At 40.3% G+C, this 25,095-nt stretch carries 14 protein-coding genes; 5 read left to right on the top strand and 9 right to left on the bottom strand.

The window, feature by feature from the left end:
- On the bottom strand, positions 1-10,059 hold the full coding sequence (locus tag H5183_RS06675) for a non-ribosomal peptide synthetase/type I polyketide synthase (protein ID WP_182731266.1): 10,059 nt from the start codon (positions 10,057-10,059) through the stop codon (positions 1-3).
- 922 nt (positions 10,060-10,981) lie between these two features.
- On the opposite strand from H5183_RS06675, the gene H5183_RS06670 reads away from it, so the two are divergent.
- Complete coding sequence (locus tag H5183_RS06670) at positions 10,982-12,340, top strand: GGDEF domain-containing protein (RefSeq protein WP_182731265.1); 1,359 nt, start codon at positions 10,982-10,984, stop codon at positions 12,338-12,340.
- Between the two features lie 82 nt (positions 12,341-12,422).
- On the opposite strand, the gene H5183_RS06665 is transcribed toward H5183_RS06670, so the two are convergent.
- Together H5183_RS06665 and H5183_RS06660 are read right to left on the bottom strand one after the other, a co-directional pair.
- On the bottom strand, positions 12,423-13,250 hold the full coding sequence (locus H5183_RS06665; protein WP_182731264.1) for a phytanoyl-CoA dioxygenase family protein: 828 nt from the start codon (positions 13,248-13,250) through the stop codon (positions 12,423-12,425).
- 115 nt (positions 13,251-13,365) lie between these two features.
- Positions 13,366-14,259 carry a LysR family transcriptional regulator gene (locus tag H5183_RS06660; protein WP_145233038.1) on the bottom strand — a complete coding sequence of 298 codons (894 nt, stop codon included), beginning with the start codon at positions 14,257-14,259 and terminating at the stop codon, positions 13,366-13,368.
- Positions 14,260-14,350: 91 nt separating this feature from the next.
- Between H5183_RS06660 and H5183_RS06655 the strand changes: the two genes are divergently transcribed.
- From H5183_RS06655 to H5183_RS06645, 3 genes are all read left to right on the top strand, one after another.
- Positions 14,351-15,274: a DMT family transporter gene (locus H5183_RS06655; protein ID WP_145233037.1), complete on the top strand. Its 924-nt coding sequence runs from the start codon at positions 14,351-14,353 to the stop codon at positions 15,272-15,274.
- A gap of 169 nt (positions 15,275-15,443) precedes the next feature.
- A complete protein-coding gene (locus tag H5183_RS06650; RefSeq protein ID WP_145233036.1) occupies positions 15,444-15,689 on the top strand; it encodes a hypothetical protein in 246 nt (81 codons plus the stop codon).
- 538 nt (positions 15,690-16,227) lie between these two features.
- Complete coding sequence (locus tag H5183_RS06645; RefSeq protein ID WP_182731263.1) at positions 16,228-18,363, top strand: pre-peptidase C-terminal domain-containing protein; 2,136 nt, start codon at positions 16,228-16,230, stop codon at positions 18,361-18,363.
- A 251-nt stretch (positions 18,364-18,614) separates the two neighbouring features.
- On the opposite strand, the gene H5183_RS06640 is transcribed toward H5183_RS06645, so the two are convergent.
- The gene (locus H5183_RS06640) at positions 18,615-19,022 is read right to left on the bottom strand and encodes a hypothetical protein (protein WP_149980964.1); all 408 of its coding nucleotides are present in this window, start codon (positions 19,020-19,022) and stop codon (positions 18,615-18,617) included.
- A gap of 847 nt (positions 19,023-19,869) precedes the next feature.
- On the opposite strand from H5183_RS06640, the gene sbcB reads away from it, so the two are divergent.
- Complete coding sequence (sbcB, locus tag H5183_RS06635) at positions 19,870-21,315, top strand: exodeoxyribonuclease I (RefSeq protein ID WP_182731262.1); 1,446 nt, start codon at positions 19,870-19,872, stop codon at positions 21,313-21,315.
- A 48-nt stretch (positions 21,316-21,363) separates the two neighbouring features.
- Here sbcB and H5183_RS06630 read toward each other — a convergent pair whose 3' ends face one another.
- Genes H5183_RS06630 through H5183_RS06610 form a run of 5 tightly spaced genes read right to left on the bottom strand, consistent with a single transcriptional unit; the run spans position 21,364 to position 25,095 of the window.
- A complete protein-coding gene (locus H5183_RS06630; protein ID WP_259397125.1) occupies positions 21,364-22,026 on the bottom strand; it encodes a hypothetical protein in 663 nt (220 codons plus the stop codon).
- 38 nt (positions 22,027-22,064) lie between these two features.
- On the bottom strand, positions 22,065-22,805 hold the full coding sequence (locus H5183_RS06625) for an iron transporter (protein ID WP_182731260.1): 741 nt from the start codon (positions 22,803-22,805) through the stop codon (positions 22,065-22,067).
- Complete coding sequence (locus H5183_RS06620) at positions 22,792-23,118, bottom strand: cupredoxin domain-containing protein (protein ID WP_246175520.1); 327 nt, start codon at positions 23,116-23,118, stop codon at positions 22,792-22,794. Before H5183_RS06620 ends, H5183_RS06625 begins: the two co-directional genes overlap by 14 nt.
- Before the next feature lie 13 nt (positions 23,119-23,131).
- Positions 23,132-24,436, bottom strand: coding sequence for an ATP-binding protein (locus H5183_RS06615; protein WP_182731259.1), 1,305 nt, complete (start codon positions 24,434-24,436; stop codon positions 23,132-23,134).
- Entirely contained in the window at positions 24,436-25,095 is a 660-nt protein-coding gene (locus H5183_RS06610; protein WP_182731258.1) for a response regulator transcription factor, read from the bottom strand. Before H5183_RS06610 ends, H5183_RS06615 begins: the two co-directional genes overlap by 1 nt.

Below are 25,095 nucleotides of genomic sequence, written 5' to 3'. Positions count from 1 at the left end.
TTACAAGTCCATTTCAGTCATGCTGCTATCATCAAGGGCTTTACTAATATCACGGCCGCTCACTATATCGCTCACAACAGTAACCTGAGGCTGACTTTGCTCGGTACTTGCTGCTCGCGCTGATAATAAATCGTCAATTCGTAGCGCTAATTGCGCCACGCTAGGGTAGTCAAAAATATCGCCTACCGTCACCCGTACTTTAAATTGCAGATTAATTCGTGACACAAGCTGCATAGCGAGTACAGAGTTACCACCACAATCAAAGAAACTTTCTTGGGTACCTAACACTGCAACCTTAAGTAATGCTAAATAATGTTGCAGTAAGCTCGTTTCAGTCGCGCAGCTGGGGGCAATACGTACTATTGCCGATTGCATAGCCGCAGTCGGAAGCGGTAATGCTTTCGTGTCTAATTTTCCATTTGGTGTGGTTGGCCACTGCGTTAACCAACAGATTGATTCTGGCACCATATAACTTGGCAATGATTGTAATAGCACACGACGTAATTCACTCACACTCCAAACACTTTCCAAACTGTCGTCCTCAAGGCTATAAGCACATAAACTCGGCTGGTCGTGATTGTTTGGTTTGATAAAAACACGTACATCTTGGTTCGCAAATAACAAGCGCAGGTGGTGTTCAATTTCACTTAATTCAATACGATGCCCGTTTAGTTTAACTTGTTGATCTAACCGCCCTTGTAGTTCAATACGGCCATCGAGTAAACGCCTTGCACGGTCGCCAGTTTTATACAAACGCTGATGCGATTGACCATTAAAAACATGACTAACAAAACGTTCAGCTGTGAGTGCTGGTTGCTGTAAGTAGCCAGTCGCTAATCCTAAACCACCGATCCATAACTCCCCCCACACGCCAATAGGTAGAGGTAAACATGGACTTTGTGCATCCTCAGCCATAACATACAAGCTCGTATTAGCAATTGCTGAACCTATCGTAATATCATCACTGTGCTGAATATGGCTAATTGCAGACCAAATGGTGGTTTCGGTTGGACCATACATATTCCATAAATCCCCCTGCTGCGACAGCACCGCCTGAGCAAGTGCTGGATCAAGCGGTTCGCCACCACACAAGACCTTGATACCAGCTAAACAATCAGGTGCTGCATTTATTATTAATCGCCATAACGTCGGAGTCGCTTGCATAATAGACACTGGGAAATGTGCTATTAGATCGGTAATTGCATATGGGTCACTGCATGTTTGCTCACTCGCAAGCAGTACATTAGCCCCAACAATTAAGGGCGAAAACAGCTCTAACATCGCGATATCAAATGCAATAGTGGTAACTGCTAACAAGCAATCGGTTGGCTCTATTCCTGGCTGTACCGTCATAGCGACCAACAGGTTTTGTAGCCCTTGGTGATTAATTTCCACACCTTTAGGTTGCCCCGTTGAGCCCGATGTATATATAACATAAGCGCTTGATAAAGGAGCAATAACGCGATCTGGATTACTGCTTTGCAAGCCTGTAAGTACCACAGTATCAATATCTAATACGGGCAATTTGTTGCTCGCAATAATTGGGCTACTATCACTAAAACTGTCACACAACAGTAAATCAGCTTGTGCATCAGCCAGAATATATTCAATGCGTGCTTGCGGAAAAGTAATATCGAGTGGCAAAAATGCAGCCCCCGTTTTTAATACCGCTAATAAGCTAATAATCAGCTCCGCACGCCTTGGTAGTGCAATTGCGACTAAGCTGCCGACCCCAATACCTTGCTCAATAAGATAATGGGCAAAGGTATTTACTCGTTGATTTAACTGTGAATAGTTAAGGCTTTGGCCATCACAGGTAATAGCAATATTGTCAGGGTATTGAGTCGCAGCATATTCAAATGAAACGATACAAGAATCGACACAAAGTTGTTTATCAACTCGCTCACATTGTTCAGTAACCAGTGTCGCTATTTGTAAATCATCTAACAATGAACAGTTCGCACTGTTTAGTTCGTCTGTCCCAACAACGTTGCTAAACAACCCTATCAACCCAGATAACCAATGATTTACCTGTTCATATGTAAATTTATCTTGTTGATATTCAAGGGTGAGTGACCAACTGTTAGCAAACTGAGTTAAGTTACAACTTAATTGGAATTGGCTATAACAGGTGTTGCTTGGCATGGTATTTAATTGCAATTCAGTAAATGCCGGTAAGGCAGTAACTTTATCTAAATTAAATAAAGTATTAGGTAAATTAAGCGATTCATTTGCTAACGCTGAATAAGGGAAATGTTGATGTTCAAATGCAGTTAATAATTCAGATTGCACTGTTTTGATTAACTCTCGAACACTGCTGATGTTTGTAACATCAATGCAAATTGGTAAAATATTCGTGCAATACCCGACTAATTCGCTATCGGAAGATTCTGCGCTATCAGCTTGAGGGAGTAATTGTCGATCAGAGCAAGGGATCCCAACGGTGATCATTGACTGCTGGCTAAGCTTACTTAACCACGCTATATATAACCCCAATAAAGTGGCAAATTGACCGCAGCCCTGCTGTTTAGCCAGATCAGCAATATTTCCTTTGGTGTGCTCATTAAGCTCAACAGTCAATACCGATACTGCATAGTTCGTTGTCGTTGCAATCGCAGTGTTTGTTGGTAGTTGCAACGGCATACTTGGCGCTAGTTGTGCCAACCAAAATGCCTTATCTTGCTGGTAATTAGCAGACTCTTTATAGTGGTCAAGTGCTTTAACATATGCACTAAAGTCTACCGGTGCTGCCAACGCCTCTGTTGTGGTGTTGTTATAGTGTTGGGCAACTTTACTCAAAATAATCTGCAACGATACGCCATCACAGAGTAAATGATGCGTAACCACACTTAAGTAAGCAGTATTATCATTTTCTCTTAGTAGCGCAAAGCGACATGCAACTTCATTATTAAAATCAAAAGCATGGTAACGTAACTCCTGCAACTGAGTTGCTACAGCGATATTATTATCTGAGTGTTGTAGATTAATAACTAACAATTGAGGACGATGCTCAGCCACTAACCTATGGCAAAACGTATCGCTATCAATTGCATACTGTAAAATAGTGCACTCGCGTACTGTTTTATCAACTGCGGTAACTAAGCGACTTATATCTAACTGACCTGTTAATTTAAGTACGGCTTGTAAGTGATACGCAAAAGCCCCCTCAGGTGACTTTGACGCTAAGGCAAGTAATTGCTGCTGCGCCTCGGTCAATGGAAATGTCGCCGCTAAGGTGGCCAAGCTCATCTTATCATCACGCTCACTACCAAAATAACCTGCCGCCTTTAAGCTCAAGGCACTGTCTTTAACTGCGGTAATAATGATCTCTATATCTGCATCTGTATGTGCTGCTGATAAAAAGCAGTTACGTCCTTCCCAAATAAAGATGCCACGATTAAGCATTTCATAAAAAAACATATCTAGATTTTGGCTAAATCTAAAACGAAATAAAGAGCTAAAAGCTTCAATTTGAATTGGGATCATTGCATCAGCGAAAAAGCGATTAAGGGTTGTTTTCAGATAACTGGTTTTATCACTTAGCCTTTGTTGTAACTGTGGCCCTTGGCGTTTAATTTCGCTTAAAACCGCTTTTGCACTGGCCATTGCCATTGGGTGTTTACAAAATGTTCCAGCAAAAAAAGTCGTATCTGCTTGTGGATAAGACTGATCACCATATTGCCATACACCACCATCAATACCGTCTAAGTAATCGGCACTGCCGGCAACAACCCCGATTGGTAACCCTCCACCAACAATTTTGCCATAGGTTGCCATATCAGCTTGGATCCCCACTAATCCCTGTACGCCGCCTGGGTGAGCACGAAAGCCGGTGATCATCTCATCAAAAATCAGTGCTATTCCATGCTCTGCGGTTATTGCTCTGAGCTCTTTTAAAAATTCCCACGGTTGTATTTCTGGGTATCTGCTTTGAACCGGTTCAACCAATACCGCAGCAATTGTATGTGCATTTGCACGAATAATTTCCAGCGCCTGCGCGCTACCGTAATCTAATACTAAGTTGTCATTAACTGCGCCTTGGCGAACACCTGCGCACATAGGCTCGATGTCTCCTTGGCCCACAGAGTGCGCCAAAGTACCATCATAATGACCATGGTATGCCCCACTAAACTGCACAATTTTGTCACGTTTTGTATAATTGCGTGCTAAGCGCAGTGCGGTCATGACCGCCTCGGTGCCTGAATTACAAAACGTCACACGCGCCAAACCAGTTAATTCGCTGATCAAAGCAGCCACTTCACACGCTAAAGGACTGGCTAAGCCTAATTGAATACCTTGATCTACTTGTTGCGCTAAGGCATCAGTCACAAATTCGGCTTTATGGCCAAATAAATTAACTCCAAAATCCATTGTAATATCAATGTATTCATTGCCGTCTATATCCCATAATCTGGCTTGCTCGCAGTGGTCTGCATAAATCGGATAAAGCATTTCCTTGCTTGATAACCTAAACCCCGCTGAGGCTCTGCAATCAGCTAAGTTGCCACGATGTTGAGCAACCAGCTTTTTCGATGCGCTGGTTTTTGCGCAATAATCAGCTTTTAGTTGTTCAAAATGCTGCTGCATAGCGGGTGACTGATGCTGCATGTGTAATTGTCTACTTTGCGATGCAGGAAGTTCTGTGGCGCGTTTATTTACGGGCATTGCAACTGTTTTTACTTGCTGCTGAGGCATATTGTCTGGCGTTACACTTGCCGTGGAGGTTATAGCACTGCCCTGTAGAAAACGTAATTGTTGCGCTGTCACCGCGGCAATGCTTTGACGGCCAAAATCATTAGTTACACTCGCGGCAGCTTGCAGCTGCTGCTGGCAAATTGTCATGATAGTCTGTTGATCAAACCCTATATTGGCTGAAGAAGTTGTTGTATCAGAGTACGAAGGGGTATTCTGCTCTACAATTGCAATATCCGAGGTTAACTGGGCATCTTCAGTGTGTGGGTAAAAGTCACTATGTTGCGCAATAAAATCCAATAAACTATCCACTGTGCTTAGTTCTTCGTAAAACTGGCGTACGCTAAACTCTAAGCCAAATTCTCTTTCATAGGTGCGTACGGCTTGCATTATCATTAATGAATCAACCCCCATTTCAAGTAAAGGAACATTCGTTTTTATAGCATCAACTGGTAATGATAATAAATTTGCAAGATTAGAGAGTACGATGTCACGAATAAGCTCAGTTCGTGCAACAACTTGGTTTATGTTTGTTATCGATTTATTGGCCTGCATATTTTCCTGCATTGCAATACTTTTTAGCGCTGGTTGCTTTGCTGTTGGCACTATCCAATGTGCATTTTTTGCAAACGGATAAGCGGGTAACGGCTGTTTTTGAATATTTATTTGTGGATAAATATGCGCCCAATTTAGCTCAATGCCTAGTTCAAAAATACGCCCTAAACTGGTTGCTAAACGTGCTTTATCAGCACCTTGACTGTGCAATATAGGTAAATATTCAGCATCTAAATGGGGCAAGTTTTCTTGCAATAACACCATCAAAACAGGTTTTGGTCCAACTTCTACCGCGCACAAATGCTCACGTTTATCTAACTCGCTCACGCATAAATCAATGCGAACAGGTTTAGTGATCTGCTCGATCCAGTATTGAGGTGTTGCTAAGGCGTCAGTTTCTAGCTGGCCAGTCACCGACGACAACAAGGGATAACAAGGTTTTCTATAGTTTACTTGCGCTGCTATAGCAGCAAAATCATCAAGCATCGGATCCATAAGTGGTGAATGAAAAGCACGTGCTGTGTTGAGCTGTTTAATCGTCAGATTTTGTTCTTTTAATAACTCAATGGCAATCTCAAGCGCTGAGTTTTCGCCCGAGAACACCACGCCAGAAGCACCATGATAGGCTGAAATTGCAATTTGAGTCTTGCCATTATCATGGCATTTTGTAATGACTTGCTGGGCAACTTGCTCACTACAACGCACTGCAAACATGCCCCCATTATCAGCAAGTTCATGCATGAGTTGGCCACGCGCAGCTATCAATAAAATAGCATCAGCTAACGAAAACACCTGAGCAATGCATGCGGCTGCATACTCCCCAACACTGTGACCTAATAACAGCTTAGGAGTGGCGCCAAAGTGGATCATTAATTTGGCCGTAGCATACTCAACCGCAAATAAGCCGACTTGAGTCCAGTTAGTTTGTTCTAAAAACTGTTTATGGCTTTGCTGATACAGAACCGTTAGCAATGACTCGCCGAGTCTATCGCCAAGTAAATGAGCACATTCATCAATCGCGTTTTTAAATACAATTTGCGTATCATACAATTGTTTTGCCATTGCAGGATATTGCGAGCCCTGACCAGTAAATAGCATTACTAACTCATAATTTGTCGCAGCTTTATCATTTTCAGCCGCACTTAAATGCGAGGTTGTATTTAAGCCACGCATCGCACGTAATAAACCTGCACGATCTTCGCCGCATACGGCACGTTTTGCTTCTTTAAACTTAGTCAGATGTGCTGCTGTGTAGATCAGCGCATCAAATTCATTATCAGATAAACTCTTTAATCTCGTTTCATAACGCGTCAGTAAATTGGCTAACGCATCTGGAGTTTTAGCTGATAACGGTAACAGATAAAATCCCGTTTGCGAGGCTAAATCAATGGTATCGACCGCACGTTGAGGTGCACTCGCACAGATAATATGTGCATTGGTGCCACCAAAACCAAACGAGCTAACACCAGCAATACAACCATTGTCTGAACCAACAGGCCACGGCTGTAAATCACGATTAATTTTTAACGCAATTTTATGCCAAGCAATGTGTTTGTTAAGCTCTTTAGCATGAGCTTGGCCGGGTATTTTTTTATGCTGCATGCATAACATGGTTTTGATCACACCAGCAATGCCTGCACCCGATTCCAAATGGCCAATATTCGCTTTCACAGCGCCCACAGTAAGTGGCTCAGCTAAGCTTGTTTGTGGCCTATAGACTTTACTCAGCGCCGATACTTCTATTGGATCACCAAGCTCTGTACCAGTGCCATGGGCTTCAACATATTGCACGTCATCTGCTGCAATTTGTGCATTAACTAACGCCGACTTAATAACACTTTGCTGTGACAAGCCATTAGGTGCTGTAATGCCATTACTGCGGCCATCTTGATTGACTGCACTGCCTTTTAGTACCCCGTAAATAGGGTCGTTATCCTGTACTGCCTGCGCTAACGACTTTAATAATAAACATCCCACCCCTTCACTTCGTACATAGCCATCTGCAGAGTCTGAAAACGTTTTACAACGGCCATCTTTTGCAAGCATTTGCGCGTTTTCACAGGCGTTCGTTACCTCATCACTGAGGATCAAATTCACCCCGCCCACCAGAGCTTGGGCTATTTCACCACTGTGAATACTTTGCATGGCTAAATGCAATGCAACTAACGAAGATGAGCATGCTGTATCAACTGCAACACTTGGCCCGCTGAAGTTGTAATAATACGATAACCGATTAGCCGCAATACTCAGCGCAGTACCAGTACCTAAATAAGCATTTTGCTTTTCATATTGCTGAGAAAGTAAGAAGTAATCATTTTGCGAGATACCAATATAAACCCCTACTTTTGCACCCGATAATTGCAGCGGCGCATAACCTGCGGCTTCAATGGCATGGTAACTGGTTTCTAGCAACAATCGATGCTGAGGATCTATATGCTTAGCTTCGGTTGGAGAAATACCAAATAAATTTGCATCAAATTGTTCAATGCCACTGATGTAACCACCTAAACGGGTATTATCCAAATGTGGGCATAACATGCCGCGACTTTCGTTTGGCAGTCCAATTGCATCTTGTTGGTTACATAATAGCTGCCAAAACGCCTCTATACTTTCAGCTTCAGGGTAACGACATGCCATCCCTATAATGGCAATGTCTTTGTCCGTGCAGTCCCTTAGAGATTGAGCAGCTTCATTTAGTGTGGGTATAGCCGCGGGCATAGTGACTGTATTTGATGATATAGCAGCGGTTCGGATCGCAGCAAATTGCCATAAATAATTAGCAAGCTTTGAAATAGATGGATAGTCATATAAAACTGTCGGCTCTAACTCAATATCATGCAATTCCATTAACTCACCCGAAATACGCACCGCCTTCATTGAATCAACCCCTAAAGATTGAAATGAAGCATCAACAGCAAGTGATTGCGGGTCCACATCAACTTCCTGTGCAACGACGCTTTGCAACAAGCTAAGTAAATTTGCATGTTGTTCATCTTCAAGTGCACAGTGGCTACTGAATATATCTGCTGATTGTGGCTCAAACGTTTCGCTCTCAAAAGAACCACGCAATTGATAAAGTGGCGTTAGCTGCTGCGCTAAGTAATGACGTTTGTTTTCTTGACGTTGAATTTTTCCGCTAGATGTTTTTAATACTCGCCCAGGTTTTATCAGTACAACATCATAGGGCGTAATACCATGCTGCTCTGTAATCGCTTGGATCACATCTTTACATATCGCTTCAGGATCAAGTTTACGAACCGCAGTACGTTTTACTTGTTGCACAATGACAAGTCGCTCTTGCTGTTCGCACATTATTGAAAATGCCGCACCACCGTTATTATCAAGTGCAGCATTTGCGTTACTTACCGTCAATTCAATATCTTGTGGGTAATAATTTTTACCGCGAAAAATTAATACATCTTTAGAGCGCCCAGTGACGAACAACTCATCGCGATATACAAAGCCTAAGTCGCCAGTGCGTAAGTATGGGCCATCGTTATCATCAACATAGGCCTGAAATATTTCTTTTGTTAATGCGGCTTTTCCCCAATAACCTTGTGCAACACTTGCACCTTTGATCCAAATTTCGCCGGTTTCGCCATCAGCACAGCGTTTATTAGTGTCAGTATTAACAATGGCCATTGTATGGTTGTGCCACGTAATGCCACACGACACCGCATAATAAGGCGAGTTATCGGATGATGTGTGTAAATCACAAAATGAATCATCATCGCCATGCGTTACGTTTGTTACTTTACCTGTCTGTAATTCTGCAGTGATAAGACGTAACACAGTTGGCGAGTGTGATAATTTACCACCGCTTGCAAATAAAGTTGTTTCCGCCATACCATAACAAGGAGAAATACTGTCACGGCGAAAACCACACCCTTTAAATTTCTCTACAAAGCGCTCCAACGTCGTCGCTCGAACGGGCTCCGCACCATTTAATGCAGAGCGCCAATGTGATAAATCGAGGTTTTTTAAATCAGTATCTTTAACCGTATCGACACATAAATCATAAGCAAAGTTAGGCGCACTAGAGGTTACAGCTTTAGTATCACTTAACAGTTTGAGCCAGCGATACGGCTTTTGTAAAAAGTAAGTCGGATTCATCAAAGCCGCTGGTGCACCAATATAGATCGGATGCAAAATACCAAAAATAAGACCCATATCATGAAAGTGCGGTAACCAGCTGACAATACCGGTGCTGTGATCATGACCAAAGGCTTGCTTCATCATTTCTTGATTATCGAGAATATTGGCTTGGCTAACCATTACCCCTTTTGGCTCACCCGTTGAGCCAGATGTATATTGTAGAAAGGCTAATTCGTCAGCTGCTACTTCGCAGTGCTGAAAATCTATAGTGTCAATTTGATAAGTGGGTTCAGCGTCAGTGGTAAAAATAGCTAAATCAGCCAATAAAGGTTCAGCTTCAAATAATGGACGTGCTATTTCATTAATTTTTTCTGTGGTCAGTGCACCTTTAGCACCAGCATCAACAACAATAGTTCTTAAACGGTCAATATTTTGATTCTTTTTGGGAGGATAGACAGGAACAGCAACAATGCCAGCGTACAGACACGCAAAAAATGCCTCCACAAATTCAAAACCAGAATTAAATAGCAATAGCGCCCTATCCCCTTGCGAAAAATGCTCCTGCAAGTGCCGAGCAATTTGCTTAGCACGTTCATCTAACTGTGCATAAGTGAGTGTTTTACAAGGTTGCTGATCGTCATAAAAATATTGATATGCAGTATCACTACCACGCGTGTTAGCTAATTTAACTAACCTAGCCGCTAAATTTATATTCATTCCATGACCTATTTTGGTTTGCGGCTCACTGCAACACCAAAGCCAAAATAAAGCTCTGCACTTCTACAGCTTGGTTGCCTCAGTGTATGAACCACTAAAATTGAAATATAATCAATTACATAGATTCATAACATTATTTAACGATTGCACATATTGTAATCCGCACAATATAAATAACGTATTGAAACTTAAAGGTAAACTAACCGCTAAAACCACCAGCTGCGCTAATCAACTGCACCTTAATTTTGCAATAACTTTCATTTAAAATTTGGTATATAAATACCAATAAATAAAGTTACTGTGATAAAAATAATTAATATTGCGACCATGAGAGTAGTACAAAAAAACTAGACCAACATTAATAAAGCTAATAATTTACAAGTTAATACCAAAAACCATCCTAAAGGCGTATTTATTAATTAACCTCTATGCTAAGGCTCATGTTACTTGATCAAACCCTATAGAAATATTACAAAACATTACGTTTTGTTAAAAAATAATTAACCAAAAAGCGATGATTGATTTAAGGCAATAATTAGCTTTATTAGTAAATTCACTTTACCTACTTGAGCTATTTTCAGCATTTCCTGTATGAGTCTTATCGGGGTCTTCAAGTTACGTGACTAAATACACAAAAGCTAAATGTGATGCAAAGATGACCGACTTTAGCTACTGACAAACGTTCTACTCATTTAGTGCTAGTATTCCCTCACAAGGCACGCCTGCAATATTACGAACTCAATCGTCAAGTAAGTACACGGTTGATCAACTGCACATCATCTCTATTAAATAAAGTATCTAATAACTTTGATTAATCTGTCCTAAGGTTAGTCAATTAATGCTTGCTGTGGTCAGACTTAATAAGCTAGATTACGCACTTTTTAAACTATACTTGAGGGACTATTAAGCAGTGAGGAACTTTATGTCGGTATTCAACTGGTACAATGCGTCAATAAAGCAAAAAATTGGTGGATTATTTGTTTTTTTATTAACGTTTTTGTTTTGTGTTATTGTTTTTTCGGCCTATAAAGTAAATCAAATAGAACGTGAAATGCGTGTAGTGGCTTTTCTGGATATTCCGTTAAGTCAGTTAATGCAACAAGTGGAGTTCATAGAGCTTGAACAACACCTGCAATTTGAGCAATTTCAACTAAAAAACCAAATGGGTGATAAGCCGCTCAACCCACATCAACAATTTGCTTTTGAAAAACAAAAAATAAAACAATTGCTCGATAAAGCGGTAGCAATGATTAATCACTCATTAGCATTAAAAGAAGTCATATTACAGCCTGAAGCACATCAAAAAGTGGCCACCACAATTGAAAACTATACGCAAAAAAGTGACGAGTTCGAAAACTATTTAGAAAATGTTTACCAACAGAATCAACTTACTGAGCAAGCGCGGTTGCAAGTCGAAACAATGGCAACTGAGCTAGAAAGTGCAGAAAAACAAATAATAGCGCAATTAAATAAATTAACCTCTGATGATGCGTATTACACAGATCAGCACGAAAAAGACTTTCTATTTGTCAGCAGCTTACTCGGTATATGCGCCATCATCCTCGGCTTGCTGTTAACGACCTTTATTATTCAAATTATTTTACGTCGTATTCAACGCATCCAATCTAATATCGAAACATTAAACTCTTCTGTTGAACACCATGAGTTACCTTTGGAACTTCAGAAAAAGATCAAAACTAAAGATGAGCTTGCAGCATTAGAACACGATATAAAAATTGTTATATCTCGTTTGAATCAGGAAATGACTAGCCGTGAGGAAATTGAAAAACAATTAATAATATTAGCAACCCAAGATCGCTTAACAGGTGTATTTAACCGACACAAGTGGGAAGAACAAATAGAAAACCAGATCAATATGGCAGCACGAAGCGAATATCTATTTGCTTTAATAATATTGGATATTGATCACTTTAAACAAGTTAATGACCAATATGGCCACCAAATAGGTGATAAGTTATTAAAACATCTAGCTACACAATTACAGCAACAAATACATGCCATGGATATGCTGTTTCGTATCGGTGGCGAAGAGTTTGCTATTATCTCTCCTATTCAAGATAAGCAACACGCCCACCAACTTGCAGAGCGATTACGAGTGTATATTAGCGAATTAGATGAAGTGAGCTTACCTAAAGTGACCGCAAGCTTTGGGGTAACATGTTATCAGGCAGATGACTCGAGTTCAGTTATTTTTAATCGCGCAGATAAAGCACTCTATGAGGCAAAAGCACAAGGTCGTAATTGTATCGTAGTCGCTTAACTTGTATTGGCTGTATTAGTTCAGAGCAAATTTATATATTTAGGCTGGCTTTACACACATGTAAATATCTATGTTGATACTGTTAACTGGCAAACTCAATACAATATTCCGCCGGCTCTATTCGTACTTGAGTTACATACAAATCATTGGGTAGCTGCACATTATTAGGCATATCAGCTGAATTAAGCGCGTTGAGGTTAGCCATTAACGCTTGCCGCTTTTCGACCCACTCACTAGGAAAGCACGGATTATCAATAAAATGTGATACTGCTCTGAACTCAAAATAGATCGTTCTACGTATAGCTGAACCTTTCTGTCTTCCTGATGCATGAACCGTGTTTACATGGTGAATTACCACATCACCTGCATTGGCCGTAATATCCACACTTTGTAATTGTGCAATGGATAGCTGGCGCTTTAAATCACACACACTTGCTTGGCTACAATGAGACTGCGGGATCACTGTTAACGCCCCTTGCTGCGCTATTGCATCATCTAAATACACCCCCACGGTAAAAATAGGCTCTTGAGTTCTCACCGCCATATCGCGGTGCCAATCAAATCCGCGTGCATCTAATGAATTTTTTATCACAAGTGACTCATAGCTAGGTAAAACAGCTTCGCCGATAATCGCTTCAACGTAACTCATTAGTTCGGTTTGCGCTAGCAGTTGAGCAAATTGTGGCTGAAATTGAAAAAGCTCATTAACGCGATAAACAAAAGGCTCATCTGCAGTTTGCATAACAGCAATATTATCAAATGGTAAACCGGCTACATAGCGTGACTGTGCTTGAGCAACCAACTCATCACAAAGGTGCTGCAGTTTTGAGATTACACTTGGTTTAAGTACTTGTTTAATTTGTACAAAACCCTGCTGCTTAAACCGTTCAACCACTAGATTGGTTTGCATATTTAATATCTCCTTTTAATATACAGGCACTAAAATTTGTAGTCCGGCGCTATTAATAACTAAACAGGCTGTATTTCACTTGCCCAACAGTTCAGAAAAATAATAAAAAAGCATACTAACCTTGCTCAAATCTAGCTAGCACATATTCGATGAATAATCTGACGCGCAATGGTAAATGGTCACGATCCCGATATAACATAAATAAAGTGCGTGCCTTGCTTTGCCAATCAGGCAAAACATGCTGAAGCTCACCTTGAGCTATCATTGGTAATGCATAATAGTCAGGAATATAACCAATCCCCAAGCCTTTTTTAACCGCGTGTGTGAGCATTTGAATTTCATCAAGCTCTAAACGAATGCCCTTACTGGGTTGAAAATCATAAGCGTCATCATTTTGTTTATTTACTAATTGCCAAATAGACATCGGCTGGCAAATCACAGCGCTTTTTGCACATAAATCAGTGGGATGCTTAACACTGTCGGCCACCGTCTGCGAATTACTGCACAAAATAAAGTGAATATCTTTAAGTGGCCTCGCAATCCAATTATCAACCACCGTATTACCCACCCTAAACACCACATCCATTGCTTGCGCTTCAATATCAATTAAAGTATTCGAGAGCCTAATATCTAGTTGGATCTCAGGATATTGCAGTAAAAAATCATAAAAAATATCCCTTAAAAATTGCGAGCCGGCATTAATAGGTGCACTGATTATGATCTTACCTTTCGGTTGATTCTTCTCGATATGAAGATCATCATTAATTCCATCTAACTCAGCAAACAATGCACTCGAACGTTGGTAATACAGCTCCCCCATATGGGTCAGCGATACGCGATGAGCATCACGGTTTAACAATCTAAGCTGTAAATCATCTTCAAGTTGTCGAATACGACGGCTCAATGTTGATAAAGGCACTGATAAAGCCAGTGCAGCATCTTTAAAACTTTTTAAATGAGCAACAATACAAAAATAGCGTAAATCGTCTAGTGAATATCTATATTTCATTTTTGGAATCTACTCTCTTATTTTTGCTTGTTTATCCACATTATGGAAAGTAATACACTTGCCGCAACTTTTCAACATCTCTGGATTGCTGATGAACTTCTCAGCCAACACAAAAGCTATTTTACTCCTGTTATTATGTGCATTTTTTTGGGGAAGTTGTTTTCCTATTGGTAAACATGCATTAAATCAAGTACACGCACTGACTTTAGTATTTTGGCGCTTTAGTATTGCCGCAATCTGCTTGGCTATCTACTTAAAAATAATTAACAGTACAAAACCAAGTTTAACGTTCAACCAATGGGCTTGGGTGATTATTGTTAGTGCTGTTGGCGTAGGTGGCTTAAACCTCGGTTTATTTACCGGGCTGGAACATACCAGTGCCGCAAACGGCTCGTTAATAATGGCGCTGAGCCCACTTGCAACCTCGTTAATAAGCTCAGTTGCAAAGCGCTCAATGCCTACTGCAGCACAATGTTTTAGCTTAATCGTTAGCCTATCAGGTGTATTATTAGTTATCACCAATGGCGACTTAGCCGTGCTTTTGAATATGCAAATCAATGCCGGCGACAAAATGATCTTTTTAGGTATGTTAGCTTGGAGTTCATACACTTACTTTAGCCAAGGTATCAATCAGTACATGCCTGTATTGCCTTATACTTTTGTTAGTATGCTAAGTGGTGCAACAATCATTGGCTTAATGTGTTTAGTGACCGCCAATGTACACCCGCTTAGCGAACTCAGTAATAGCTCAATGGTAGGTATTATCGATGTTATTTATATTGGCTTATTTGGAACTGTTGCCGGCTATCTTCTGTGGCTTAATGGCATACGCCAACTTGGCTCAGCGAATGCGTCGTTATTTTTTAACTTCGTTCCGGTATTTGCCATGTTAACAGCATTTTTGATGGGCCAACCAATTACAGAACTACAATTAATTGGCATTATTGTTGTGATCATCGGCTTATTAATGCCACGAATTGTTACCCCAAAACGCATTCCTGAACCTTGTAAATAACAAGTAATACAGCACCAGCTCATGATATAGCGATGGGTTACCTGCAACTCTATCGCTATTTAACCGCGTATTATTTTAGGATCAACAGGTAAGTGTGGCAGTTACTCTTTAAATAGAAAGAGTTACAATAATGCATTCGCAGCACACATAAACACCAAGGAGCAAAAAAATGAAAAATAACGACACCTTTAAAACTATCGCCACCTTAATTTTTAAGCAGCTTTATCAGCAGTTTCCAACACCAGTCAATTTAGATCCGAAAGCTATTATAGAAAGTGCATCAGCAGAGCAAATCGAATCAGTTAAAGGCACAATTGCGTTTCTTAACTACGAAGGCTATATTTTTGCTACCCCAAGCGCGACTTTTTTATTAACTGAAAAAGGCTTTGATCACGCTTTATGTCCAAAGTTTTAAATATTAAATCAATACATTAGCCTATGTTAATTAAGATTAATCACAACCAACACTATATAAATAGTACTCACTAAAAATATCATTACGACGACCAAATAGACTTCTAATAACTTTTATTACCTTGAGGTGAAACTCTTTGGCTGGACTATTAATCGTTAAAAAACCTTCAGTAAAAAACACGTTTAGTTATATTTAGCTCACTAAACGTGTTTAAAAACATAAAAACGCACACTTATATTTACATTAAATTTACAAAATAAAAATATTAAACATGCACGTGTAACCAGCTCATTTGTTGTTAACCATCACATTTTTGTTTTCAACTGGATAACAAACAAGTTTTTTTATTGACTTTATTGCACTTATTGGGGGTTCTAAATATTTCACGCAATTTATTGGCATTGATTAAAATTCACTCTAGATTTTGCTTTAGCAATTGGGTACTGATTATTTGCCAAGATTTTTATGAATCAAACATGCAATTAATCATTAGTTTTACATCAAACAGTCGGTAAATTACCTATGGTAGGAAATAAAGATGAAAAAATGTAAATATGCAGCATTAATTGCCATTGCCATCTATGGCCAACACAGTATTGCTGAAGTCGATGAACTGACTATTATGCAACATACCAATCAAGCAGCAAAAAAAACGACAATCGGTGCACAAGCCGATACTCATTTAAAACTCTCTAAGCAATTTGTAAATATTCAAAGCCAAGTAATCAGCCATACAATCAGTCATCCCGGTGCTGATTATATAAAAGTACATTTTAGTCGGGTGCAACTCAGTGGTAATGCAAAACTAGTCGTCAGAAACCAAGATAACACTGAACGATACGAATATAGTAGTGACAACATGAATGCTGCAACAATTGATGATGTTAAAGGTGATGACGGGGTGCATTCGTTTTCAGCTATGTCGGTCTCTAATGACAGCGTTATCATTGAATATTACCCCGACCCTACACTCAGTAAACAACAAACCCAGTTTGGCATTATTGATAGTTATTTTTATGGCACCGAAAGTGATATAAATACGAATACAGAGTTAAATAATGGCAATGAACCAGCGCTATTATCAACCTGTGGCGTTAATGAACGAAAAGATGTGCAATGCTGGGCTGATTCCCATCCAATAGAGTTTGACCGAAGCCGACCTATTGCGCGCTTAGTGATCGGTGGGCGCAGTTTATGCACGGGCTGGCGCGTTGGGAGTGATAATAAATTATTTACTAATAATCATTGTATTGAGACCGCATCAGAACTTGCCTCAACGGAAGTATGGTTTAATTATCAAAATAAAAGCTGTAATGGCTCAACTAAAGAAACTGTCGTAAAAGTCACGGGGAATGAGTTTTTTAAAACCGATTACACGCTCGATTATACTTTGTTCAGTGTTAATGATTTTAGCACTATCGAGCAATTTGGTTATTTAGGGCTAGATGTACGAAACGCGCAACAAAGTGAACGCATATATATTCCACAACATGGATCCGGTAACCCCAAAGAACTTGCAATAGAGTCAGATCAAGACAATGATGGTTTATGCCAAGTTAATGCTCCTTCAACAAATGGCCGTGGCAACAACACAGATATAGGATATTATTGCGATACCATTGGTGGCTCATCTGGTTCGCCTGTTGTAGCTGCATCAAGCAATCGTGTTATTGCATTGCATCATCTAGGTGGCTGCTACAACAAAGGAGCTAAAATAAGTAAAATTTGGCCTCAAGTAGCCAGCTATTTTAACGGTACTGTGCCCATTGGCGATAATGATGGTAATACCCCTCCTGCGCCTACGGCCCGTTTTGAATACAATTGTGATCAATTGCAATGTAACTTTGATGCTACTGGTTCCAGCTCTTCGGGCACAATAACTAATTACAGCTGGGATTTTGGCGATAATCAAATAGACAGTGGCGCAACTGTACAGCACACCTTCACTTCTACTGGAAACTACAACGTTTCTGTAACCGTTCAAGATAGCAATAACAACACCAACACACTAGCTCAGCTAGTCAGTGTTTCTGATGGTACGTCATCTGACATTGAGTTAAATAAAGGCCAAGCATTACCAGGTCTTAATGCAACAAGAAACCAAGAAAGTATCTATTTTATTGATGTGCCAGCTGATGCCAATAATATTATGATGAGCATATCAGGTGGTAACGGCGATGCAGACCTATACGTTAAGAAAGGCGCTAAGCCCACCACTTCAGACTATGACTGTCGGCCCTTTAAAAATGGTAACGAGGAAATCTGTACAGTTAACCTAGGAGAGGGTCGCTATTATATTATGCTCAAAGCCTATAGCAGCTACAATAATGTCACTATCATGGCTGATTATAAAAACAGTACACCACCGACGGGAGATAGCACAATTATTACCTCTCGCGCCTATGGATTTCCCGGTTTTTGGCAACGATACAGCTATCTGGTTCCTACAGGAAAAACATCTGTAACAATAAGTACAGCAGGCAGCCAAGGAGATATAAGCCTATATGTAAATGCAGATGGTGCAGTCACGCAAACAAAGTATGATTGCCAGTCAAAAAATCCCGGCAGCAACGAAAGCTGTACTTTAGCTGTTAACGCTGGTCAATCGTTACAAATCGGGTTACTAGGGATAGTCAGTTATGACTGGGTTAAACTAGTCGCTACTGCACAGTAAAATAACATTACTCCCCTTGTACAAAGCACTTCAGCGCCCTCTGAAGTGTTTTTATTTTTTACTAGTTTAGATAAAGCCCTACTCTACAACTTAAAATTTAATATATTTAGTACAGCTAAACTGAGGCCAGTAAATACGTAAATAAATAAGTGAATTTTACGGTTGGCTCAGAAGAGAAACACTTTAAAAAAACAAAAAACCACGTTGGCTTAGCCTAACGTGGTTTTGTCTTTAATCGTTTATAAAAACTATTATAGAGAAAGGTACTCTTTAGCGCGCGTCAGGTTATGAGAAACCATTTCGCTATCAGCGATTTGTGCCGCTTCGTATAAATCAGAAAGACCAGCCGTATCATTGTTTGCCATCATACGTGACACACCACGGTTGCTTAATGCAAATGACGTTAGCTCGCGAACTTTCATACGTGGACCATTACTTTGCTTTAGTAATGCAATTGCTTTGGTACAAATTTCATCTGCTTGTGCATAATTTTTTGATTTCACATTTAATGCGCAGTTATTAAATGATTGTTCAACTGGCTGAGACGCTGCCGCATTATCAATAATCATTAATTTGTAATCACTTTGATCAGCCATAACAGCCGCTGAGCAAGTAAATAATGAGCCAAGTGCGATGGTTTTGATTAGTGAACGTTTCATGATTATATTCCTATTTGGTTTGAGTCGTATCTGTTGCCGACAACTGAACTTTAGAGTGTTGGCTCAATTTCGACAAACGATAAAACTAAATCCGATAGGTGAAGAAAATTAACTTATAGACTTTAGTCTAATAAACGAACTGATATTCTATTTATTAACGGCATTAAATTGTTCATATACGCCTGACAATGAAATATTACTGGATTTGTACGTAATCGCTATTAGTATTGAATACAATACTAGTTGTGAACTTTATAATTAGTTTCAGCAACTTAATTATATAAATTAGCTGCAAATATGCTTTTAAGCTCTTTCTCGTCGTAACAACCTGAAAATAAGCAATTGATGATGAATTCCATCTGAGCAATAGGAAAGCTTTAAAGTGTAGAACATGATGAAAAGGTAAAAAACATTCATGGCTAAAGCGCACACCTACTTATAGGGCCAAAAAGCTCAACAACAATTTAAATATTGCTTTTAATTTAGATCACTGATTTATAAAAACTTTAACGCTGATACTCGCCCTTGTTTTCTCGACTAAAAAACGCGCCAGCAAGCTTAACGCCTACGATAATGCTCTTGTAGCTCGCAGTAAAATTTTTTCGGGCTAAAACTCAACCTACAATTGAATGCATTCATAGTTATGAGTTTTTAAGCAGGCTTTTCTTTTAATGAATGATTAAGTTTCGCAACACTCTAGCTAAGCTACCTGCGAAAGTATGATTACCATCATTTCATCATCCAAACCTATAAACTCCCTCGCCTGTATGCCATAATCTAAATAATTCATGAATTTAGTAACTTGGCGGTATTGCAACCGCTTCAAGCTAACTTAAAGGGTTTTTAAATGGCTTATCAAGAGCAAAATCAAGCAACAATCTACTGGCACGATTATGAGACCTGGGGGGCGAGTCCGCAAAAGGATAAGCCGAGCCAGTTCGCGGGTGTTCGTACTGATCTTGATTTAAACATTATTGGTGAGCCGCTGATTGAATATTGCAAACCTGTAGCTGATTATTTACCGCATCCTGAGGCATGTTTGATCACCGGTATTACTCCGCAAGTGGCGATGCAAAAAGGTTTAGTTGAGGCTGACTTTATTGCCAAAATTCATGCTGAATTTAGTGTGCCGAATACCTGCGTGGCCGGTTATAACAGCATTCGTTTTGATGATGAAGTAAGCCGTTATAGCTTTTACCGTAACTTTTACGACCCTTACGAACGCGAATACAAAAACAATAACAGCCGCTGGGATATTATAGATTTAGTGCGTGCTTGTTATGCACTGCGCCCTGAAGGTATTGAATGGCCGTTAAAAGAAGATGGCAGCCCAAGCTTTAAGTTGGAACATTTAACTGTTGCCAATGGCATTGAACACGCTGCGGCACATGATGCACTAAGCGATGTAACCGCGACGATTGCTTTGGCTAAACTAATAAAAGAAAAACAGCCAAAACTGTATAACTTCTTTTTTAGTTTGCGCGGTAAAAAAGCCTTAGCTGAGTTAGTTGATGTATTTAATATGACGCCGCTGGTGCATACTTCATCACGTATTCCTGCTACCCAAGGCTGTACCAGTTGGATTGCCCCAATGAGCTTTCATCCGACTAATAAAAATGCAGTAGTGTGTTTTAACTTAACCGAAGACCCACAGGTATTACTCGATTTATCAATCGAAGAATTGCGCACCCGCCTTTATACCAAGCGCAGTGAGCTTGCCGATGATGAACTGCCTGTTGGTTTAAAACTGGTACATTTAAATAAATGCCCTATTTTAGCGCCTGCTAAAACCTTATTACCTGAAAACGCCGCCCGCTTAGGCATTGACCGCGAGCAGTGTTTAAAAAATCTTGCGATTTTAAAAGCCAACCCAAGTCTTCGCGATAAAGTCACTGAAGTATTTAACGATAAGCCCGATTACGGTAAAACCACCAATACTGATTACATGTTATACGACGGCTTTACTAGCCATGCAGATAAAGCTAAATTTGCCATTATCCGTGATGCCAGCCCAGAGCAATTAGCGGGTATGAAGTTGGATTTTGAAGATAAAAAGTTTGATAACTTATTGTTTAAATACCGTGCCCGTAATTGGCCGCAATCGCTTAATCAAGATGAACTTGATCAGTGGCGTCAATATTGCCAAAACAAATTAATGCATGGTGAAGATCAACCATCGATCAGCGCACAAGATTTTATGGTTACGCTAGAAAATCTCGCCCATGAACATGACGATAATGAAAAAAATCTGACTATTCTAAAAGCGCTTTATAACTACGCGCAAAGTATGTAGTTTGCAGAGATTTAAAGCCGCGAGCAGAGTTATTCGCGGCTTTTTACTTTAAAATTCAAACTCTAGGGCAAGGCGAAAACTGTGATCTTTACCTTGTTGGCTCAGCTCTGTCACAAATCCTGCTTCCCACTTTAGTTGTCGCTTCGCTGAAAATCGATGTAGCCCAATAAAACCTGGACCAATACCAAAGAAGTCTTCTCCGGCGTATAGCTCTAATGCAGGCTGAAACTCAGAGCGAAGGCGATAGCGATACTGTGCGCGAAACTCAGTTTCCCATTCGTTTTTAATATCACCGCCCCACTCGTAGACTAAAAATGCATTCATGGTGAGACTAGTCCGGCCAAATTCTTTTTCCCATAAAAAGCCAGTTGTGGCTTCATAACTATCTTTGCCTTCTTGCATTTCAAGTTCAAATAAGGCGCCCCAGTCAGCCCACAGCCGCCCTTGCTCAACCAACTGCCAACGTAATTCTAATTCGTAGGCTGAGAAGCCAAAATTACCGTTGTCATCGCGTTCTCCAACCGCATAACCTTCCAAACTCATGGTATCGTTAAACGAGCCACCTAAGCCAACTCGTTGGGCTAAAATATTGCCCTTATCTGTTTGATGAGAGATCAGACGCCATTCAAATTCGCGCTCAAATGGTAATACATAAGGGTGGTAAACTTTATCTACAACTATTCCATCGGCACGCACATTAAACGATGCCATGAACAAAATCGAAGTTAAGCACCACGCGAGAATAAATCTCATGATGGCTCCTTTTGAGAAAATTGCCGAGTAAATACTATGCTGGTGCCAATAAAGGCTAAAACCGCAACTAGATATAGCCATAATGCAGTTTTGCTTGGCGTTGCCTCATAGCCGACTAAGGCTTTGAGGACACGGCCTAACTCTGAGTTTTCGACTAACACTGCACGCCAATCAAAGTAGTTGGACGTAATATTGATCAAGTCAATTTGGCTGGCCAGATCTAACACTATGAGTAGTTTTGCCGAGACATTAAAAGCCAATAACAACATCAGCGGATACACACCAAATCGTGCTCTAACACTGTGCAGTAAAAATAATAGCAACACACCAAAACTACCACAGATCCCTATTCCCAAGGATGTCCCTATAAGCAAGGGTTTTGATGTGTCGGTGTTATGCCAAAAACCAACCAGATAAATAAAATAGTGACTCAAATACAGCGCCATAACCGCAACTATTGCAAGCAATGCGAATAAACGCCGCTGTTTACAACTTACTAGTGACGCAACATACACAATGACGCACAACAACATTTGACTAAACTCTAGACCGCGATGATCAAATAACTGGCTCAACCAAGCGGCACTTTGTACATAAATAATACTACAAAGTAGCCCAACAAAGGCGGTCACTATCAGCACGCGCTGGTTTAGTTTTAGCAATGACTGTAGCAGCACGAGCAAAATTACAACCGGTAACAGCTGATTTATACTCATCAATAAACTAGTTATCAGCATCAGTCTTTCCTTCTACTAATACTGCACCACGGGCTGTGTTAGGTGAAAACTCACCAAAAAACTCATAACGCCCAGGGCTCAGTGGCCCGATATAAATCACACTACTACGATTTGGATACAGCACTTTCTCTCGATTTAAATCAAAGCTGTCAAACTCTTCTGGCGTACTATCTTGATTTTCAATTAAAAGTTTTAGTTTAGTATTGGCCGGAACGATGATCTCCGCTGGATAAAAAAGGTGATCTTTTAAAATTAATTTATATTCTTTAGCAAAACACGAAAACGGTAATACGCTAAATAGCAGCAGGCTGATAAACCCTAACCAGTTATTCACTCTCTGCTCCTTGCATAAATTCAACTCGCACTCGTAAGCCGCCTAATTCACTGTCGGCTAAAGAAATACTTGCACCATAAATTGTTACTATATGTTCAACTATCGCCATACCTAATCCGGCACCTTGCTCTCCGGAAGGATGTTTATCACCTCCAACACGGTAAAAGCGATTAAAAATTCGTGCTTTATGGGCATCATCAATGCCAGGACCTGAGTCATCAATCTGCCAACCATACGCACCTTGTTGATTGTTTAAGCGGATCACTATGTTACCACCACTGGGCGTGTACTTTATGGCATTACTTAATAAATTACTAAATAAAGTTGCCAAGGTAAATTGGTCACCATTAATAACATAATCATCGCCTTCAATACTGATCATATGTTGTTTTTCATCAAGTCGTTCGTATAGCTGTGCAACCACTTGTTGACTGACCTCTAGCACTGAAATTGAGCTAAATTGTGCCTGCCATTGCTCTGGATAGGTGCGTCCCAAAATCAACATTTGCTCAACAATATTACTTAGTTTATCGATACCTTGCGCCATTGCATCAAGCTCCAAGCAACCATCACCTTGTGCGCGTAGATTATGAACATTTATTTTTAGGCTACTTAGCGGGGTGCGTAATTCATGGGCAGCATCTGAGGCAAAAAAGCGCTCTCTTAAGTAGGCACTTTCTACACGTTTAAACAGATCATTTAAACGTGAGATCACCGGTTTAATTTCGTATTCATTCACTTGCCAATTAATGGCAGTAAAGTCATTGGCTTGTCGCGTTTTTAATAATGTTGAAAGGCGTGTTAATGGCCTCAATCCTTGTTTGACAAATAGACTGATCAACACCGCAAGCAGTGGCACACTCCAAAGCAAAGGTGTCATTGCTGACAAAATCATGGTCTCGCTAAGTTCATAACGTTTACTCAGCGGCTCTGCCACCAGCACTTGTTTAGTGCCTTCGGTTAAATGAAATACGCGCATTCGCTGTCCGGCTAAGTTTTCGACACTAAATCCGTTAACCCTTGGGTTTTGCGCCAGCTCAGCTAATGATTTAGACGCGCTGAGTAAATTGTTATCTTGCCAAATTTGAAAAAGTAATCGATTTAGATCACTTCTTAACACTGGCTTGTCGCTGTGTATAGGTTGCTCGATCAGTACATGAGCAATGGTTTGCAATTCGTTATCAAGTAGCAGCTGGGCCTGGCTCATACTTTCGCGGTAGCCTTTGCTGAATGCCAAAAAGCAAGTCAGGATCACCGTTGATAAAATAATCAGCGTTAGTCTGCGTTTAATTGACACTAACGTTTACCTACCACATAACCTATACCTCGTAAGGTTTTAATTAGATCTTTAGGGAGCTTTTTGCGCAAATGATGGATATGCACCTCAATGGTATTTGAACCGACTTCTTCGCCCCATTCATATAGTTTGCTTTCTAATTGTTGTTTGGACAATACGCGCCCTTGGTTTTCAAAAAAAGCCTTTAGCAACATAAACTCTTTACGCGGCAGGTTTACTGGTTGCTGATCAAGTGTGACTGTAAAAGCGGAGGTATCCATTTCTACATTTGCTACATTAATAGTACTTGATTGCGCATGAGTTACGCGCCGACTAGCGACTCTTAAACGGGCAAATAATTCAGCAGGATCAAATGGCTTAGCTAAATAATCATCAGCACCTAAATCTAGCCCTTGTACTTTATCATCAATACTACCGCGTGCCGTTAAGATCACTACAGGTAAGTTAGGGCGATGCTTTTTGACGTGTTTTAATACATCAATGCCATCGCCATCAGGTAGTCCTAAATCAAGCACAAGTAATTCGATCTCGTCATTTTCGAGCCATTGCATGGCTGATTTTATACTAGCACAGTGCTCTACACTGTAACCTTGTTGGCGAAGTGAACGACATAATCCTTCAGCCACTAACTTATCATCTTCAACCAGTAGTAAATGCAT

This window comes from Pseudoalteromonas sp. SR44-8 (genome assembly GCF_014163635.1).
Lineage (GTDB): Bacteria > Pseudomonadota > Gammaproteobacteria > Enterobacterales > Alteromonadaceae > Pseudoalteromonas > Pseudoalteromonas rhizosphaerae.
The sequence above is the reverse complement of the archived record's forward strand: the minus strand, read 5'-3'. Positions and strand labels throughout refer to the sequence as shown.

Excerpts from the sequence above, each read along its gene's own strand:
- H5183_RS06675 (WP_182731266.1), bottom strand. The coding sequence starts at position 10,059 with ATGAATATAAATTTAGCGGCTAGGTTAGTTAAATTAGCTAACACGCGT.
- H5183_RS06670 (WP_182731265.1), top strand. The coding sequence starts at position 10,982 with ATGTCGGTATTCAACTGGTACAATGCGTCAATAAAGCAAAAAATTGGT.
- H5183_RS06665 (WP_182731264.1), bottom strand. The coding sequence starts at position 13,250 with ATGCAAACCAATCTAGTGGTTGAACGGTTTAAGCAGCAGGGTTTTGTA.
- H5183_RS06660 (WP_145233038.1), bottom strand. The coding sequence starts at position 14,259 with ATGAAATATAGATATTCACTAGACGATTTACGCTATTTTTGTATTGTT.
- H5183_RS06655 (WP_145233037.1), top strand. The coding sequence starts at position 14,351 with ATGAACTTCTCAGCCAACACAAAAGCTATTTTACTCCTGTTATTATGT.
- H5183_RS06650 (WP_145233036.1), top strand. The coding sequence starts at position 15,444 with ATGAAAAATAACGACACCTTTAAAACTATCGCCACCTTAATTTTTAAG.
- H5183_RS06645 (WP_182731263.1), top strand. The coding sequence starts at position 16,228 with ATGAAAAAATGTAAATATGCAGCATTAATTGCCATTGCCATCTATGGC.
- H5183_RS06640 (WP_149980964.1), bottom strand. The coding sequence starts at position 19,022 with ATGAAACGTTCACTAATCAAAACCATCGCACTTGGCTCATTATTTACT.
- sbcB (WP_182731262.1), top strand. The coding sequence starts at position 19,870 with ATGGCTTATCAAGAGCAAAATCAAGCAACAATCTACTGGCACGATTAT.
- H5183_RS06630 (WP_259397125.1), bottom strand. The coding sequence starts at position 22,026 with ATGGCATCGTTTAATGTGCGTGCCGATGGAATAGTTGTAGATAAAGTT.
- H5183_RS06625 (WP_182731260.1), bottom strand. The coding sequence starts at position 22,805 with ATGCTGATAACTAGTTTATTGATGAGTATAAATCAGCTGTTACCGGTT.
- H5183_RS06610 (WP_182731258.1), bottom strand. The coding sequence starts at position 25,095 with ATGCATTTACTACTGGTTGAAGATGATAAGTTAGTGGCTGAAGGATTA.